This is a genomic window from Rhodococcus sp. SBT000017 (assembly GCF_003688915.1).
In the GTDB taxonomy this organism is placed as follows: domain Bacteria; phylum Actinomycetota; class Actinomycetes; order Mycobacteriales; family Mycobacteriaceae; genus Rhodococcoides.
Genome location: NZ_REFU01000001.1, coordinates 2,037,479 through 2,052,264, shown reverse-complemented (window position 1 = coordinate 2,052,264; position 14,786 = coordinate 2,037,479). Strand labels below are relative to the sequence as shown.

Annotated in this window: 13 protein-coding genes; 6 read left to right on the top strand and 7 right to left on the bottom strand. The window is 64.4% G+C overall.

All coding sequences use genetic code 11. From position 1 onward, the window contains the following. Window position 1: 1 nt before the first annotated feature. The 3 genes from AYK61_RS09215 to AYK61_RS09205 form a co-directional block, all read right to left on the bottom strand. Window positions 2-601, bottom strand: a complete 600-nt coding sequence (locus tag AYK61_RS09215) for a sulfite oxidase-like oxidoreductase (RefSeq protein WP_121870582.1) — start codon at window positions 599-601, stop codon at window positions 2-4. Then, window positions 592-3,174, bottom strand: a complete 2,583-nt coding sequence (locus AYK61_RS09210) for an AMP-binding protein (RefSeq protein ID WP_121872598.1) — start codon at window positions 3,172-3,174, stop codon at window positions 592-594. Before AYK61_RS09210 ends, AYK61_RS09215 begins: the two co-directional genes overlap by 10 nt. Before the next feature lie 72 nt (window positions 3,175-3,246). Next, window positions 3,247-4,566 (bottom strand): competence/damage-inducible protein A, encoded by a 1,320-nt coding sequence (locus AYK61_RS09205; RefSeq protein WP_121870581.1) that lies wholly within the window; start codon window positions 4,564-4,566, stop codon window positions 3,247-3,249. Between the two features lie 90 nt (window positions 4,567-4,656). Between AYK61_RS09205 and AYK61_RS09200 the strand changes: the two genes are divergently transcribed. Further along, window positions 4,657-5,064, top strand: a complete 408-nt coding sequence (locus AYK61_RS09200) for a DoxX family protein (protein ID WP_121870580.1) — start codon at window positions 4,657-4,659, stop codon at window positions 5,062-5,064. A 226-nt stretch (window positions 5,065-5,290) separates the two neighbouring features. Here the strand turns inward: AYK61_RS09200 and AYK61_RS27250 are convergent, their stop codons facing one another. Then, window positions 5,291-5,446: a hypothetical protein gene (locus AYK61_RS27250; protein ID WP_183130218.1), complete on the bottom strand. Its 156-nt coding sequence runs from the start codon at window positions 5,444-5,446 to the stop codon at window positions 5,291-5,293. Window positions 5,447-5,563: 117 nt separating this feature from the next. On the opposite strand from AYK61_RS27250, the gene AYK61_RS09195 reads away from it, so the two are divergent. From AYK61_RS09195 to AYK61_RS09175, 5 genes are all read left to right on the top strand, one after another. Beyond that, window positions 5,564-6,211, top strand: a complete 648-nt coding sequence (locus tag AYK61_RS09195; RefSeq protein ID WP_147458303.1) for a hypothetical protein — start codon at window positions 5,564-5,566, stop codon at window positions 6,209-6,211. A gap of 157 nt (window positions 6,212-6,368) precedes the next feature. Then, entirely contained in the window at window positions 6,369-7,028 is a 660-nt protein-coding gene (locus AYK61_RS09190; RefSeq protein ID WP_121870578.1) for a response regulator transcription factor, read from the top strand. A gap of 1 nt (window position 7,029) precedes the next feature. Further along, window positions 7,030-8,430 (top strand): HAMP domain-containing sensor histidine kinase, encoded by a 1,401-nt coding sequence (locus AYK61_RS09185; protein WP_259467986.1) that lies wholly within the window; start codon window positions 7,030-7,032, stop codon window positions 8,428-8,430. Between the two features lie 121 nt (window positions 8,431-8,551). Then, complete coding sequence (locus AYK61_RS09180; protein ID WP_121870577.1) at window positions 8,552-9,916, top strand: MFS transporter; 1,365 nt, start codon at window positions 8,552-8,554, stop codon at window positions 9,914-9,916. 25 nt (window positions 9,917-9,941) lie between these two features. Continuing rightward, entirely contained in the window at window positions 9,942-10,880 is a 939-nt protein-coding gene (locus AYK61_RS09175) for a TAXI family TRAP transporter solute-binding subunit (RefSeq protein WP_121872596.1), read from the top strand. 9 nt (window positions 10,881-10,889) lie between these two features. Here AYK61_RS09175 and araA read toward each other — a convergent pair whose 3' ends face one another. From araA to araB, 3 genes are read right to left on the bottom strand one after another with little or no spacing between them, the layout of a single operon-like run. After that, window positions 10,890-12,374, bottom strand: coding sequence for an L-arabinose isomerase (gene araA, locus AYK61_RS09170; protein WP_121870576.1), 1,485 nt, complete (start codon window positions 12,372-12,374; stop codon window positions 10,890-10,892). Window positions 12,375-12,411: 37 nt separating this feature from the next. Beyond that, the gene (locus tag AYK61_RS09165; RefSeq protein WP_121870575.1) at window positions 12,412-13,089 is read right to left on the bottom strand and encodes an L-ribulose-5-phosphate 4-epimerase; all 678 of its coding nucleotides are present in this window, start codon (window positions 13,087-13,089) and stop codon (window positions 12,412-12,414) included. After that, the gene (gene araB / locus AYK61_RS09160; protein WP_121870574.1) at window positions 13,089-14,759 is read right to left on the bottom strand and encodes a ribulokinase; all 1,671 of its coding nucleotides are present in this window, start codon (window positions 14,757-14,759) and stop codon (window positions 13,089-13,091) included. Before araB ends, AYK61_RS09165 begins: the two co-directional genes overlap by 1 nt. Window positions 14,760-14,786 lie beyond the last annotated feature (27 nt).

The following is a 14,786-nucleotide window of genomic DNA, read 5'->3' as shown; positions in this document are numbered from 1 at the left end:
GTCAGTCGCCCTGATAACGCTGCTCGCGCCACGGATCTCCGTAGTCGTGGTACCCACCGCGCTCCCAGAAGCCTTGCTCGTTCTCGAGAGTGAGCTCGATGCGTGAGATCCACTTCGCCGATTTCCAGAAGTACAAATGCGGGACGAGAAGCCGTGCGGGACCACCGTGTTCGCGTGTCAGGGGAGCGCCGTCGAACTCGGTGACGAGCCAGGCCTTCCCGTCCCTGAGGTCCTCGAGGGGGAGGTTGGTGGTGTAGCCGTCGAAGCCGTGCACGACGACGTACCCGGCATCGGTATCGAGACCGTCCAGCAGAACGTCCAGGCTCACGCCCTTCCACGTGGTGTCGAGCTTCGACCATTTGGTGACGCAGTGGATGTCGACGGTCGGGCTCTCGTGCGGAAGTGCCGCGAATTCGTCCCAGGTCCAGCTGCGCGTATCGCCGCGTTCGGTGGTGATCGAAAAGGACCACGTGTCGGTCGCGACCACGGGCGCGGGCCCGATCGCGAGGACGGGAAAATCCTTGGTCAGATACTGACCGGGGGGAGTGCGCCCGTCGTCGCCGCGTCGTCGACCCACGAAGCCCTTCGAGATCAATGCCATGGTGGCAAATTGTGCGCTCGTGGTCGGGAGTCTGACAAGTCGAAGGCGCGTGCTCTAAGGCGGTCTGCGAAGACATCGACGATTCGACGGCGGAGGGAGAATGCGAATTCGACCGCCTGCCAGTACAGAATCCCGACGACGATCGACAGGGCGAATGCCAACCAAGGATGGTCGTCGCGCAGCGGCAGGTAGACCTGGAAGTGGGTCAGATAGATGAAGAGGGAGGCGCTCGCCAACACTCCTGCCACCCGGCTCAGCAACGCGGGGAACGGAATCGACGACAGCCACACCAACATGCACAGGCCGATGGTGACGATGACTTCTCGTTGCGTGTCGCCGAAGAAGAACCCGGGGACCGTGGCCACGATGGCCGCTGTCACACACAGTCGCTGCCGTATCGTGTTCGCCTGCGCCGCAGCCCAACCCAATGCGAACAACCAGAAGACGACCGACGCGGTCAGGATGCGGTTGGGGCTGTCGTCGATGTCGATCAGTCCGTAGCGGGTGACGAGTCCGAGGCCCACGAGTCCCATCGGGAACCAGAACGAATGGCCACGCTCGAGACGGTCGAGGAATGGAATGGCCAGTGCCGCAGCAGCGGCGAGAACGATGTACACGATCGCCTCGACAAACCAGTACCGCCATTCCGCAGACCACCCGTCGGGGCCGAAGATCCCATTGAGCAGAAAGGCACTGGTGATTCGATAATCCCCCGTGAGGGCGATGACCAATCCGATCCACACCATGCTGGGGACGGCTATCCGGGCAACGCTTCGGAGTACACGTCGAGTCCGTTCGTTTCGATCTGCGGCCCCGAGGTGAAAGCGGGCGAAGTTGTAGCCGGCTATCCCGAGAAGAACGTGGGCCCCGCCGAGTACCGCGAACAGGTGAATGTGCGAGCCGACGATCGCAACGATCGCGAGGGCGCGCAGCAGAACGTTCGTCTCCGTTCGGCACCAGCCGCGGCGTGAGCGCGGACCTCGATCGAAGTCTCGCACCGGTGTGGTGTGCCAGTTCCCGGGCAGATTGCCGAGCATGGCCTCCAGCCGCATGGACATTCGGACGTACGACAGCGAGTCGCCGCCCAAACTAACGAACGTACTGTCGTCCTCCACCTGTGAGCAGTGCAGGATCTCGGCGAACAACGCCTTCACGTCGGCGGTCGTCGGGACGGTGTCCGACGGGTCGAGATCGTGCCGGGCAGCGATGTCCGCCACCGCTCGCAGATCGGGTTTTCCGGTTGGTGTTCGCGGCAGTTGATCAACGAGACACACCCGAACCGCTGCCGCGGGAAGACCACTGGCCTGCGCGGCAGTGCGGCGGGCGGCGTCGATGTCTCCGCCCTCCGAGACGACGACCAACTCGTCGACACCACCGGTGCAGCACGCCGTCAGCCCGCTCTGCGCGAGCGCGGATTCGACGCGCTGAAGGTCTATACGCAGTCCGAACACCTTCGCGAATCGACTTCGACGGCCCACCACCTCGTAGAGTCCGTCGTCCGTGAGCCGGGCTAGGTCGCCGGTGTGCAGTTCTCCGTCGAGGGTGTCACCGAGGCGAAGGTCGTCGGGACTCTCGGCGTAGCCGAGCATGACGTTCGGCCCCGAGTAGACGAGTTCGCCTGTCCCACTGGGGCAGTCGTCGGCTACCTCTAGGCGGAAGGAACCCCCGGGGATCGGACGGCCGATGGTGTGCGGGTGAGTGGCGGCCAGATCGGATGGCAGATAGGCCATTCGGGCCGTTGCCTCGGTCTGCCCGTACATGACGAACAGGTCCCATCCCCGACGTCGACCCAGCTCGGCGTACTTCCGGACGCGGTCCGGCGGCATCTTGCCGCCGGCCTGCGTGATGTAGCGCAGATCGGGCAGATCCAGCTCCTCGAACCCCATCCGGTCGAGTAGATCGAAGGTGTACGGCACACCCGCGAACGTGGTTCCGCGCTGCGTCCGCGCGAGGGTCCAGAAGTCAGGATCGGTCACGGAAGAATCGGTCAGAATCAACGCGGCACCGCGCAGAAGGTGGCTGTGCACGACCGACAACCCGTAGCAGTAGTGCATGGGCAGCGTCGTCACTGCTCGGTCGGTGGCGCGGATGCCGAGATACTCCGCGATCGACTCGGCGTTGGACTGCACGTTTCGGTGCGAGAGTCGGACGAGCTTGGGTGAACCGGTCGAGCCGGACGTGCTGAGAAGCAACGCGAGGTCGGGGTGCAGGTGATGCCTGGGTCGTCGATCGTCCTTCTCGACGACACTGCGGCCGTCGACGGTGCGCACCACCACATCGGGCCGGTAGGCGTCGATCAGGCCGTCGAAGTGGCCTGAACTGTCGCCCGGAGCCATCAGTACCGGATGCCCGGCCCGCAGCGCCGCCAGATACGTGACGATCACATCGACGTCGTTTGACCCGGCGATCAGAACGAGGCAACGCGTCGTCCCGAGTTCCGATGCCCGACGCTCGACCCGTTCGTCGAGGTCACGGTAGGTGAGTGTCTCGTGGGACGTGATCAGGGCAGGTTCGTCACCGAAGCGGCCGAGATCGCGCGCGAAGCGCACACCGGGGCGGTCGAGGTAGGTCATCTCGCTGAGCACCGACGGAGTGTATATAAGGGATGCCGAACCTAACTAGACGGCTCTGCGCTGAATGCCTCCTCAGGCATCTGATCCGCCGACCGGTCCTGGGTCGTCAGGTGGGGATCCCAACGCGTCGGCGAGCATATGCATTGCTGCGGTGGTGGACAGTGCGCGCACACTCGCCCGGTCGCCGGGGAGATGAAGGGTGCGAGTGACGGTCGGCTGGCCGGTGGAGGCGATGGCAAAACAGACGGTGCCGACCGGCTTGGCCTCGGTGCCGCCACCCGGGCCCGCGACGCCACTGGTCGATACCGCGATGTCGACGTTCAGCCGCTTCAGTGCGCCTTCGGCCATCAGCGCGGCCACTGGCTCGCTCACGGCTCCGTGTCGATCGATGACCTCGGCGGGGACGTCGAGAAGGCCGGTCTTCGCCTCGTTGGCGTAGGAAACCACGGCCCCGATGACATACGCCGACGATCCTGCGCGATCGGTGAGACGTGCGGCGATCATGCCGCCGGTGCACGATTCCGCCGTGGCGATGCGATGCCCGGACAGACGGTTCGCGACGATGTCGTCGATGGTGGAACCGTCGGTCGAAAAGACCTGTGTGCCATGTTCTTTGTCGATGAGACGTTCGAGATCTGTGTATGCCGTTCGCGCTGATTCGGCGTAGCGGGTCACCATCTCGAGCTCGCCGCGACTCAGACAGGTGGTGATCTCGAGATCGCCGAATCCAGTGATCTCGCTTTCGGCCGTGCGCAGGGTTGCGGCGAGGTCGGCCTCGGACAGTCGATAGCCGCGAATGGTGTCCTGACGCATCTGTGTGCGGCGGGCGAGAACCTCGGCGATGGGAGCGCTGTCGAGGGCCTCCGGCCACATCGCCTGCAGTTCGCGAGGAGGGCCGGGCAGGATGAGGACGGCGGGCAGTGACCGGGAATCGTCAGCAGATATCGCGACTCCGGGTGCGGTTCCGGTCGGTGAAATGGACTGCGCGCCTGCCGGAACCATCGCCTGCTTTCGGATGCCGGCCCGTAGCGGCTCGGAGTCGGCTGCCGAGCTCATTCGGCTTCGCCACCGTTGCACGATCGCGTGGATACGTTCTTCGAGCTCGGCGTCCAGCGTCAATTCAAGGCCGTACAGCGCGGCGACGGTCGGAACGGTGAGGTCGTCCGCGGTCGGACCCAAACCGCCGGTGGTGACGATCAGGTCGACGCGTTGGTCGGCCAGAAACCGAACCTGCGCAGTCAGATCGTCCGGCCGATCACCGCAGACGGTGATGTGGGCAACGTCGACCCCCATCTCGAGAAGTCGCTGAGCAACCCACGGGCCGTTCCGGTCGGTGACGCGACCGGCCAGAACCTCGGTTCCCGTGACCACCACACCTGCTCGCACAGTCATCCTTCGACCTTACTGACTGGCGAGTGCCGGTGACTTCTGCGGTTGGCCCGGGTCCAAGAAGTGACATCGACCGCTACCGAGGAGACAGCCATGACCACCACCCACACCCCGGCGTCGGGGAAGATCGCCCCGCGGATCGGCCTCGTTCTACAGATCCTCGTGATCGTCTTCCTCCTGTTCGACGCGATCAGCCACATTCTGAATTTGCAGGTGGTGAAGGATGCATCGGTCGACCTAGGCCTGCGCGACGAGATGGCGCCGATCACCGGCATCGTCATGCTGGTCATCCTGGTTCTCTACGCAGTTCCCGCGAGGTCGATCCTGGGTGCCATCGTGCTCACCGGCTACCTCGGCGGTGCGGTGCTGACCAATTGGCGCGTCGAGAAGCCGCTGCTGAGTACGGTGTTCTTTGCGATCTATGTGGGTATCGCAGCGTGGGGAGCGCTGTACCTACGGGACGAGCGAGTTCGCAGCATCATTCCGTTGCGACGAACATAGATTTCCGAGTTCCTTCAGGTCGCCGCTGGACGACCGTTCGGATAGCCGAGGCTCTCCCTGTTCTCCGCAAACGCGCGCGCGTTCGCCGAGTGCTCGCAAAATCGTCGACGAACTCGCGCGCGTCTGACGAATGCGCGCGAATTTGCCGCGAAATTCATTGTCCACGAATGCAACTCGGGCTGATTCCGGTGGCTCCGCCGTCATACAGCGTTTCTCGGCGCGCGGTTCAGCTCAGTTCGGTCCCGTTTTCCGGCGGGTGTGGCACGTTCTCGTCGTCCACGTGCGCGCCCTCGATCGCGTCGGTTTCGGCGGTGTGCTCGCGGGGGCCGTCGTTGCTGCCGTGGGACGGAACTGCATCGCTTGCATCGGTCGGCATCGTCATTGAATCTCCACAGGGTCGAGGCGATAAGGTCGCCAACAGCTGGACCTCATGGGTGTGCCCCGCTGAGCTCAGAATTACACCCCGCGAAGACTTCATTCCCTGAAGGACGAGGACCGCATGAAATCGACAGGCGCACGAGGCTCGGTATGGTCGACGGTTGCGGTGATCGTCGGGATTGTTGCTGTCGGCACGGTTGTGGCCGGCCTGCTGCACGAACCGCAGCCTGAACCGATCGCGATTCCAGGCTGCGCGGAGGTCATTCCGCCAGAGGATTTGGTGCGAGTGAACTATGCATTCGTCAGCGAGGGCGACGCCGACGTTTCCGAGGTGCCGTGGAGGTTCGAGGCCAAAGCACAAGCGATGACCGATGCCCTGATCGTGGCACTACCCACCGGGGCAGTGGTCGAACCCGATCCGTTCGCACCGGCCTTCGGCTTCGACGCACTCGCAGTACGGCAGTCACTGGACGGATACGCCGACGCGTTCGGAACCGTCACCGTCGGCGATCGGACCGGCACGCTGACAGTCACTGTCTGGCTGTCCTCCGAGCCGGTCGGTCCGTGCTTCGCGGGCGTCGTCGACGAGCGCTCGACGCAGGCCGACGGAACAGTGCTCGACATTCAGGACAGCAAAGACGCGAGTCGCGTCGTTGCGCAGGCCACCGACGGCACCCGAATCGATGTGAGCGCCAACGGCGTACTGACGCTCGAGCAAGTCATCGATATCGCACTGGCACCCGGCCTTCGCGCGAGCGCGCCCGCCTGATCACTCGGCCCGCGGGTGTCGATCGACGCTGATCCTTTTCGTCGATCCATTCCGCACCTGGGCGTTCACTACCGTCGCCCACCGGCGGCATCCCGCGCACGACACCCGATCGTGAACAGTCACGTCCGCGCGCGTCCAGTGGCCTATCTTGAGTTCGATGCGAATAGCTGTGGTGGAGGACGACGACGGACTCGGGGATGCGTTGGTGGACGCGTTGACCGAGGTGGGGCACACGCCTGTCCGCATGCGCCGCGGTGCCGATGCCCTGCTCGGCTACCACGAGATGGACGTCGTGCTGCTCGATCTCGGACTACCAGACATGGATGGCCTCGAAGTTCTCCGAAAGCTCAGGACCCTGAGTTCGGTTCCGGTGGTGGTGCTGACGGCACGGGACGACGAGCGCTCGGTGGTCCGGGCACTGCGCGGCGGCGCCGACGACTACGTCGTCAAGCCGGCTCGTTTGGGTGAATTGCACGCGAGACTCGAGGTGGCCGCGCATCGTCGAAGCGCGGCGACCGAACCCACGGCGGACAGGCTGACACTCGGTGACGTCGTCGTCGATCTCTCCGGCCGTGCCGTCGAAGTCGGCGGACGCTCAGTTGCGCTGACCACCAAGGAGTTCGACCTGTTGGCCCATCTCGTGACGCGACGCGGCGAAGCAGTGAGCCGGGAACAGTTGATGGACGCAATCTGGGGCGACGCCTATGTCGCGATCTCACGAACGCTCGACGTACACATGACGGCGTTGCGTTCCAAGCTTGCTCGCCCGGGTGCGATCGTCACCATCCGCGGCTTCGGCTACCGCTGGGATACCTGACGTGCGGCGGCGAGTCCTGTTGGTGTTGATGATCTACTCCACCGTCGTCGTGCTTGCTCTGTCGGTTCCCCTCGCGCTGTTGGTCGGCCGCGAACGGGCTCAACGATTCGGCGAGAATCGGGCCGCCGCAGCATCGTTCTTTGCAGAACTCAGCTCGCGAGAAGACGAATCCGGTGTAGCCCGTATCCGAGAATCGTTGCAACGCTACAACAGTCTGTACGACGAGGGAGTTGCCGTCGTCGATCGCACCGGAGGGGTGCGGGCGACGTCCGGCCTGGACGTGCAGCGTTCCGACATCCAGCAGGCGGTGGCAGGAGCGTTGCGCAATCAGCGCGGCGACCTACCGTCGAGTCTGACGCCGTGGTCGGATTCCTCGGTGTTGATTGCCGCCCCGGTCGGTGGGGGAACGCAAGTGGACGGCGCAGTGGTTCTCGAGGCGTCCACCGATTCTGCGCGTCGGGACGTCGCAATTGCCTGGGTGGTCATCGCTGTCGGTGCCATGCTGATCCTCGCGACGGTCGCGGTGATCGCTGTTGCGTTGTCGCGCTGGGTCGTTCGTCCGCTGAGCGCATTGTCCTCGCGAGTCCATTCGTTCGGCGACAAGTTCCACGATCAGGTGTCGGTCGAGGGATCGCATCGTCTCGAGCCGGTGCCGTACGTCGGGCCACCGGAGGTGCGTGAGCTGTCCAGTGCCTTCGAGGCCATGGCCGACGACGTCGAGGCCGCCACCGCTGCGCAACGTCGATTGGTGGCCGACACCGCCCATGCTCTCCGGAACCCACTGGCAGCGTTGCGAATTCGGATGGACGTTCTGGGAATGCGGGTGCCGGATTCGGCAACCGATGCACACCTGCGGACCACACTCGAGGTGGATCGCTTGAGCTCCGTGGTGGAAGATCTGCTCGTTCTCGCAGCTGCCGAGACCCCGGCGAGCACCCGGTCTCCCGGCTGCGATCTCGGTGCGGTTGTCGCAGATCGAGTCGAATTCTGGTCGAGCACGATATTCGTGGCGGGAATGACCGTTCACGTCTCGGAGCCGGATGCCGATGCGGAGTGTCGCGTTGCGATGTCCGAGGACGACCTGACTCGAATTCTCGACGCTCTGCTGAGCAACGCAACCAAGTACGCCGGCTCCGGCTCCGGCATCGAGATCGACTACCGAAGCAGTGACGCGGACGTCACGATGTGGTTGTCCGACAACGGACCTGGCGTGCCCGCAGACGAACTCGGCAAGGTCGTCGATCGGTTCTACCGAGCCTCCGGTTCGCACGGCGACGGCACCGGTCTGGGTCTGTCGATCGTCCACGCTCTGACCGAGCGAGCCGGCGGATCCCTTCGGGTCATGGAGCGTCGACCAGTGGGACTGCGGATCGAACTGCGCCTTCCGAAAGTCGTTTCCTAAGGGAGTGTTAGGAAATCCGAAACGGCTTGGTTCCGGCCTGTGCTTGCCGTCACAGTAGGGAGGCTTCGGTTGCCGATCGTCGACCGGCAGCCCAAATGCCCGACTGTGGAAGGACCAAACCATGGCCAACGAGGCCACCTCGATCGCCGGTACGACGCTCCCGAGTCCACCCGTTTCCTCTCGCGCTGCCACCCGCCGTGCTGTCTTCAACACGCTGCGGGGGTCGTCCGGAAATCTGGTCGAGTGGTACGACGTGTACGTCTACACCGTCTTCGCAACGTATTTCGAGAATCAGTTCTTCGACTCCGCCGACAAGAATTCCACGATCTACGTGTACGGGATCTTTGCCGTCACCTTCTTGATGCGACCGGTGGGATCGTGGTTCTTCGGCCGGTATGCCGATCGCAACGGGCGCAGGGCTGCGCTGACGTTCAGCGTCTCGATGATGGCTGCGTGCTCGCTGGTCATCGCGCTCACTCCGGGCCGGGAGAGCATCGGCGTATGGGCCGCCGTAATCCTGATCCTGTGCCGCCTGGTTCAGGGCTTCGCCACCGGCGGTGAGTACGGTGCGTCGGCGACGTACATGTCCGAGGCCGCCACGCGCGAGCGTCGGGGATTCTTCTCCTCGTTCCAATACGTCACCCTCGTCGGTGGACATGTGCTGGCACAGGTGACTCTGTTGCTGATGCAGGTGTTCCTCGAGCGCGAACAGATCGAGGACTTCGGTTGGCGCATAGCCTTTTTCATCGGCGGAGTGGCGGCAGTGGTGGTCTTCTGGCTGCGCCGCAGCATGGACGAATCCTTGACGAAGGATCAACTCGCCGCCGTTCGCAGCGGTGCGGACAAAGCCTCCGGTTCTTTGAAGGAGTTGGTCGCCAACCACTGGCGCGCGTTGCTGATCTGCTTCATGGTGACCGCCGGTGGCACCATCGCGTTCTACACCTACAGCGTCAACGCACCCTCGATGGTCAAGACCGCGTACGAGGACCGGGGGATGACCGGTACCTGGATCAACCTCGCCGGACTGGTCTTCCTCATGCTGCTGCAGCCCATCGGCGGAATGATCAGCGACAAGGTGGGTCGCAAGCCGCTGCTCGTCTTCTTCGGCATCGGCGGCGTGCTGTACACCTACGTGCTCATCACGTACCTGCCGACGGCGACTTCGGTGGTGCAGTCGCTCGCACTGGTGTGCGTCGGTTACGTCATCCTCACCGGCTACACCTCCATCAATGCGATCGTCAAAGCGGAGCTGTTCCCCTCGCACGTCCGGGCACTCGGCGTCGGCCTGGGATACGCACTCGCCAACTCGGCCTTCGGTGGCACAGCACCACTGATCTATCAAGCCGCGAAGAACGGCGGGCACGTGGGTTGGTTCATCCTCTACGTGACGGTCGTGATCGCTATCTCGCTGCTGGTGTACATCTTCGTACTGCGCAACAAGTCCGAGACCGTGCTCGACCGAGAGCAGGGTCGAGCGTTCCAGTGACCTGTCACGCCTTACAGTGACTGACATGCCCGAGCCCGCAGCGTCGTTCTCACGTAGAACGGCGCTGCAGGCAGGTCTGTTGGCACTGAGCGCTGCCGTCGTGGGCGCCTGCACCTCGGACCCGCCGATGCAGCTGCGGCTCGCGGCGGGCGAGGTCGGCGGCTTCTTCTGGGAGTTCGCCGGACTGTTGTCCGACGCTGCCGCCGAAACCGATGCCGCCGAGATAGTTCCGCTCACGACGGCCGGATCCGTCGACAACCTCGAGGCGTTGGGATCTCGGCGGGCCGAGCTGGCCTTGACACTCATGGACGCCGCCTACAGTCATCCGAGCGGAGAGCTGGCAGCTGTCGGGTGCGTCTACGAGAACTACTTCCAAGTGGCTGTGCGGGCAGACTCAGCTATAGAAACCATGGACGATCTGCGATGGCGAAACGTGAGTGTCGGTGCCCCGGGATCCGGTGCCACCGAAGTATCTCAGCGAGTCCTTCGCGCAGCGGGTATGGCGGAAGCAGGTGCTGTCGAACAGGTTCAGCTGTCGATGAGCTCGGCGGCAGATGCTTTGACGGCCAACGAAGTCGACGCCGTGATGTGGGCGGGCGGGTTGCCGACTCCGGCATTTGCCCAGCCGCGAGCCGCGATCCGTCTACTCGATCTGGGCGCCGTCGTCGCTGATCTGAGACGCGAATTCGGTACCGCGTACGAGGCCGTGCGGGTTCCGGCGAACGTGTACGGCGAACACCCGGAGGTCACCACCGTCGGGATTCCGAATCTTCTGCTGGCACATCCGGAGGTGCCGGACCGTGTTGTCGCCGCACTGGTGAGTGTGCTTCTCGATCAGTCGTCCGGCCTCGTTCCCGGTCAGGCGATCGGCAGCCAATTTCTCGACGCGCGGTCGCTCGTCATGACCGGCAACATTCCCCTTCACCCCGGAGCCGAGCAGGAATATCGACGACGCCACGGATGATCGACGACCTCACAACCTCGCTGCGAGTCGGTGGTAGGCCGCGTTCCATCGCAGTGTCTGTTGGAATCCTCGTGTCGTGGTGTCGGAATCGATGGTGAGCAGCTCGACACCGATCATGTCCGAGAATGCCTCCAGCACAGGCAAGCCGATCGCGGTACTCAGAACCGTGTGGTGGGGCGCACCGGCCGTCAGCCAGGATTCCGCCGACACCGCGAGTGAGGGCTGCGGTTCCCATACCGCGCAGGCGACCGGCAGCTTCGGCAGAGCCTCGTCGGGCTCCACGACGTCGATCACGTTGGCAGTCAATCGGAATCGTTCACCGACGTCCGAGAGTCCGACGACTACGCCATGGCCGGGGTCCGCCGTGAAGCGCAGGCGCACTGGGTCTTCGCGGCCACCGATGGACAGTGGATGGATCTCCAGGGTGGGCCGCGAGTCGGTGATCGAGGGACATACTTCGAGCATGTGCGCGCCGAGGATCTTCTCCGCCCCCGGGACGAGGTTGTAGGTGTAGTCCTCCATGAACGACGTTCCACCGTCGAGACCCTCGGCCATCACCTTCATGGCGCGCAACAACATCGAGGTCTTCCAGTCGCCCTCACCGCCGAACCCGTAGCCGTCGGCCATGAGGCGCTGCACCGCTAGGCCCGGCAACTGGCGGAGCCCACCGAGATCCTCGAAGTTGGTGGTGAAGGCCTTGAAGCCACCCTCGGTGAGGAACTGCCGTAGGCCGGCCTCTACGCGGGCGCCGTACCGCAGTGATTCGTGGCGGTCGCCGTCTTTGTCGAGGCTCGGCGCGATGTCGTACAGCGACCGGTATTCGTCGATGAGGTCGGACACGGACGAATCGCTCACGCCGTCCACGACCTCGACCAGATCGTTGACGCCGTAGGTGTTGACGGAGACTCCGAATCGCAACTGCGCTTCGACCTTGTCGCCCTCCGTCACTGCGACGTCGCGCATGTTGTCGCCGAAACGTGCCAGGCACAGTGACCTCAGCTCCGCGCGGCCGAGAGCTGCTCGCACCCACTGTTCCGCCCGCTCGATCACCGCGGGATTGTCGACGTGGCCTGCCACGATCGTGCGCAGAACACCCACCCGAGATTCGACGTGTCCGAACTCGCGGTCGCCGTGGGCGGCCTGGTTGAGATTCATGAACTCCATGTCGATCGTCGACCACGGCAACGACATTCCGGCCTGCGTGTGCAGGTGCAGCAGCGGCACGTCCAACGCGTCGAGCCCGGCGATCCACATCTTGGCGGGGGAGAAGGTGTGCATCCAGGTCACCACGCCCACACATTCGTCGGCGGCGTTCGCCTCGCGCATGCAGCGCAGGATGGACGACGCGTCGAGCAGCACCGGCTTCCAGACCACCGAGACGGGTAGTGCCGCATCGAGTTTGTCCGCGATCTCGCGGGACTGGACGGCTACCTGATCGAGTGTCTCGGGGCCGTAGAGGCTTTGACTGCCGGTGAGAAACCATACTTCGGACATGGGGGTACCTCCGTGGAGAGAAGATTCGGCGCGCCGGTCAGCGCTGGCCGTAGACGTTCTGGTAGCGGTCGTAGAGTGCGTCGACCTTCGAGCTCGGAATGGGAAGTGGTTGTCCCAGTTGATAGGACAGGTGTACCGACCTCGCGACGTCCTCACACATGACAGCTGCTTTGACGGCAGCCCTGGCCGTCGGCCCCACTGCGAACACGCCGTGGTTCTGCATCAGGACTGCCGGAGATCGACTGTCTGCCAGGGTGTCGACGATGCCGCGGCCGATCGAGTCGTCGCCGATCGTGGCGAAGGGCCCGACCGGAATGTCGCCGCCGAACTCGTCCGCGCACATCGTGGTGACCACCGGAATCGGTTCCCCTCGGGCCGCCCACGCCACCGCATAGGGCGAATGTGTGTGCACCACACCGCCGATGTGTTCCAGGTGTCGGTAGACATAGGCCTGCGCCTCGGTGTCCGAGGACGGTGCATGGTCGCCCTCGACCACCCTGCCGTACAGATCGCACACCACCATGTTGCCGGGCGTCAGGTCGTCGTAGGAGACGCCACTGGGCTTGATGACCATCAGGTCCCGGCCGGGGACCCGCGCCGAGACGTTGCCTGCCGTCCACACGACCAGTCCGTACCGCACCAGCTCGGCGTGCAGGGTGCATACGTCGCGGCGGACCTCCTCGATGACCTCACGCACGTCGTCGACAACGGTCATCATGCATCCACCTTTCGGGTCAGTGCGTCGCGTCGGAGTGCTCGCAGACGGCGCATGATCGGCACGTCCCGGCCGAACCGGTCGTGCAATTCCAGATAGATCTCGAAGAGAGCGTCGTACGCCTGAGATCGCGATTCGTCGGGCACGAATGCGGCGCGACGAACCTTGCCCATCGACTTCGATGCAACGGGCACATCGGAGTAGCACCCGGCCGCCACTGCGGCATGAATGGCGGATCCCAGGGCCGGTCCCTGGGCAGAGTCGATGACCGACAACGGCATTCGTAACACGTCGGCGTAGATCTGCATGAGCAGGGGGTTACGGGCCAGCCCACCCGCCACCACGAACTCCTCGACCGGAACGCCGCTGTCGCGGAACGTCTCCACGATGACGCGGGTTCCGAACGCCGTAGCTTCGAGCAGCGCACGGTAGGTGTCCTCGGGACGCGTGGCCAGCGTGGTCCCGACGACCAGCCCGGAGAGCTCGTGATCCACCAGAACCGACCGGTTCCCGCTGTGCCAGTCGAGCGCGACGAGCCCGTGCTCACCCACGTCCTGCGTCTGCGCGAGCCGCGTCAGGTGTTCGTGGACCGACTCACCTGCCGCGGCCGCCGCCTCGCTGTACGACGCGGGAACCGAAGTGCGCGTGAACCATCCGAAGATGTCGCCGACGCCGCTCTGTCCTGCCTCGTAGCCGAACGATCCGGCGACGATTCCGCCGTCCACCACCCCGCACATGCCGGGAACTTCCTTCAGCACGGTCGAACTCATCACGTGGCAGGTCGATGTTCCCATGATGGCGACCATCCGGCCCGGTTCCACCGCTCCGGCCGCGGGTGCCGTCACGTGCGCATCGACGTTGCCGACAGCAACGGCGATACCCTCGGGCAGCCCGGTCCATTGCGCGGCCTCGGCGGTCAACGTACCTGCTCGAGAACCCAACTCGCCCAACGGCTGATCGAGCTTGTCGGCGACGAAGGAACCGAAGCCCGGTGCCAGTCCGGTGAGGAAGTCGACGGACGGGTAGTGCCCGTCCTGATAGATGCCCTTGTATCCGGCTGTGCACGCGTTGCGTACGTAGTGTCCGCAGAGCTGCCAGACGATCCAATCGGCCGCTTCGACCCATCGGTCCATCGCGTCGTAGATCTCGGAATCTTCCTCGTGAATCTGCAGCGCCTTGGCGAACTCCCATTCCGAGGAGATCAGTCCGCCGTAGCGAGGGAGCCAACTCTCGCCGCGACGCGCAGCGAGATCGTTGATGCGGTCGGCCTGCCCCTGTGCTGCATGGTGTTTCCACAGTTTGACGTACGAGTGCGGACGATCGGCGAAGCGTGGATCCTCGCACAGCGGAGTGCCGTCGGCGTAGGTGGGCACCATGGTGCACGCAGTGAAGTCGGTTCCGATGCCGACCACTTGCTCGGGTGCGATGCCTGCGGCGGCCAGCGCAGCCGGAACCGCACGACGCAGGACGTCGCGATAGTCGTCGGGCACCTGCAGGGCCCACGCGTCGGGCAATCGCACCGTGCCGTCGGGCAGCGTCTCCTCGAGCACCGCGTGTCGGTAATCGTGCACTGCCGAGGCGATTTCGGCACCGTCGGACACTCGAACGACGACGGCGCGTCCGGACAGTGTGCCGTAGTCGACCCCCACCGTGTATCGGTCAGCGTTCATGGGAACTCCCTGGTGTGTTGCGGTATG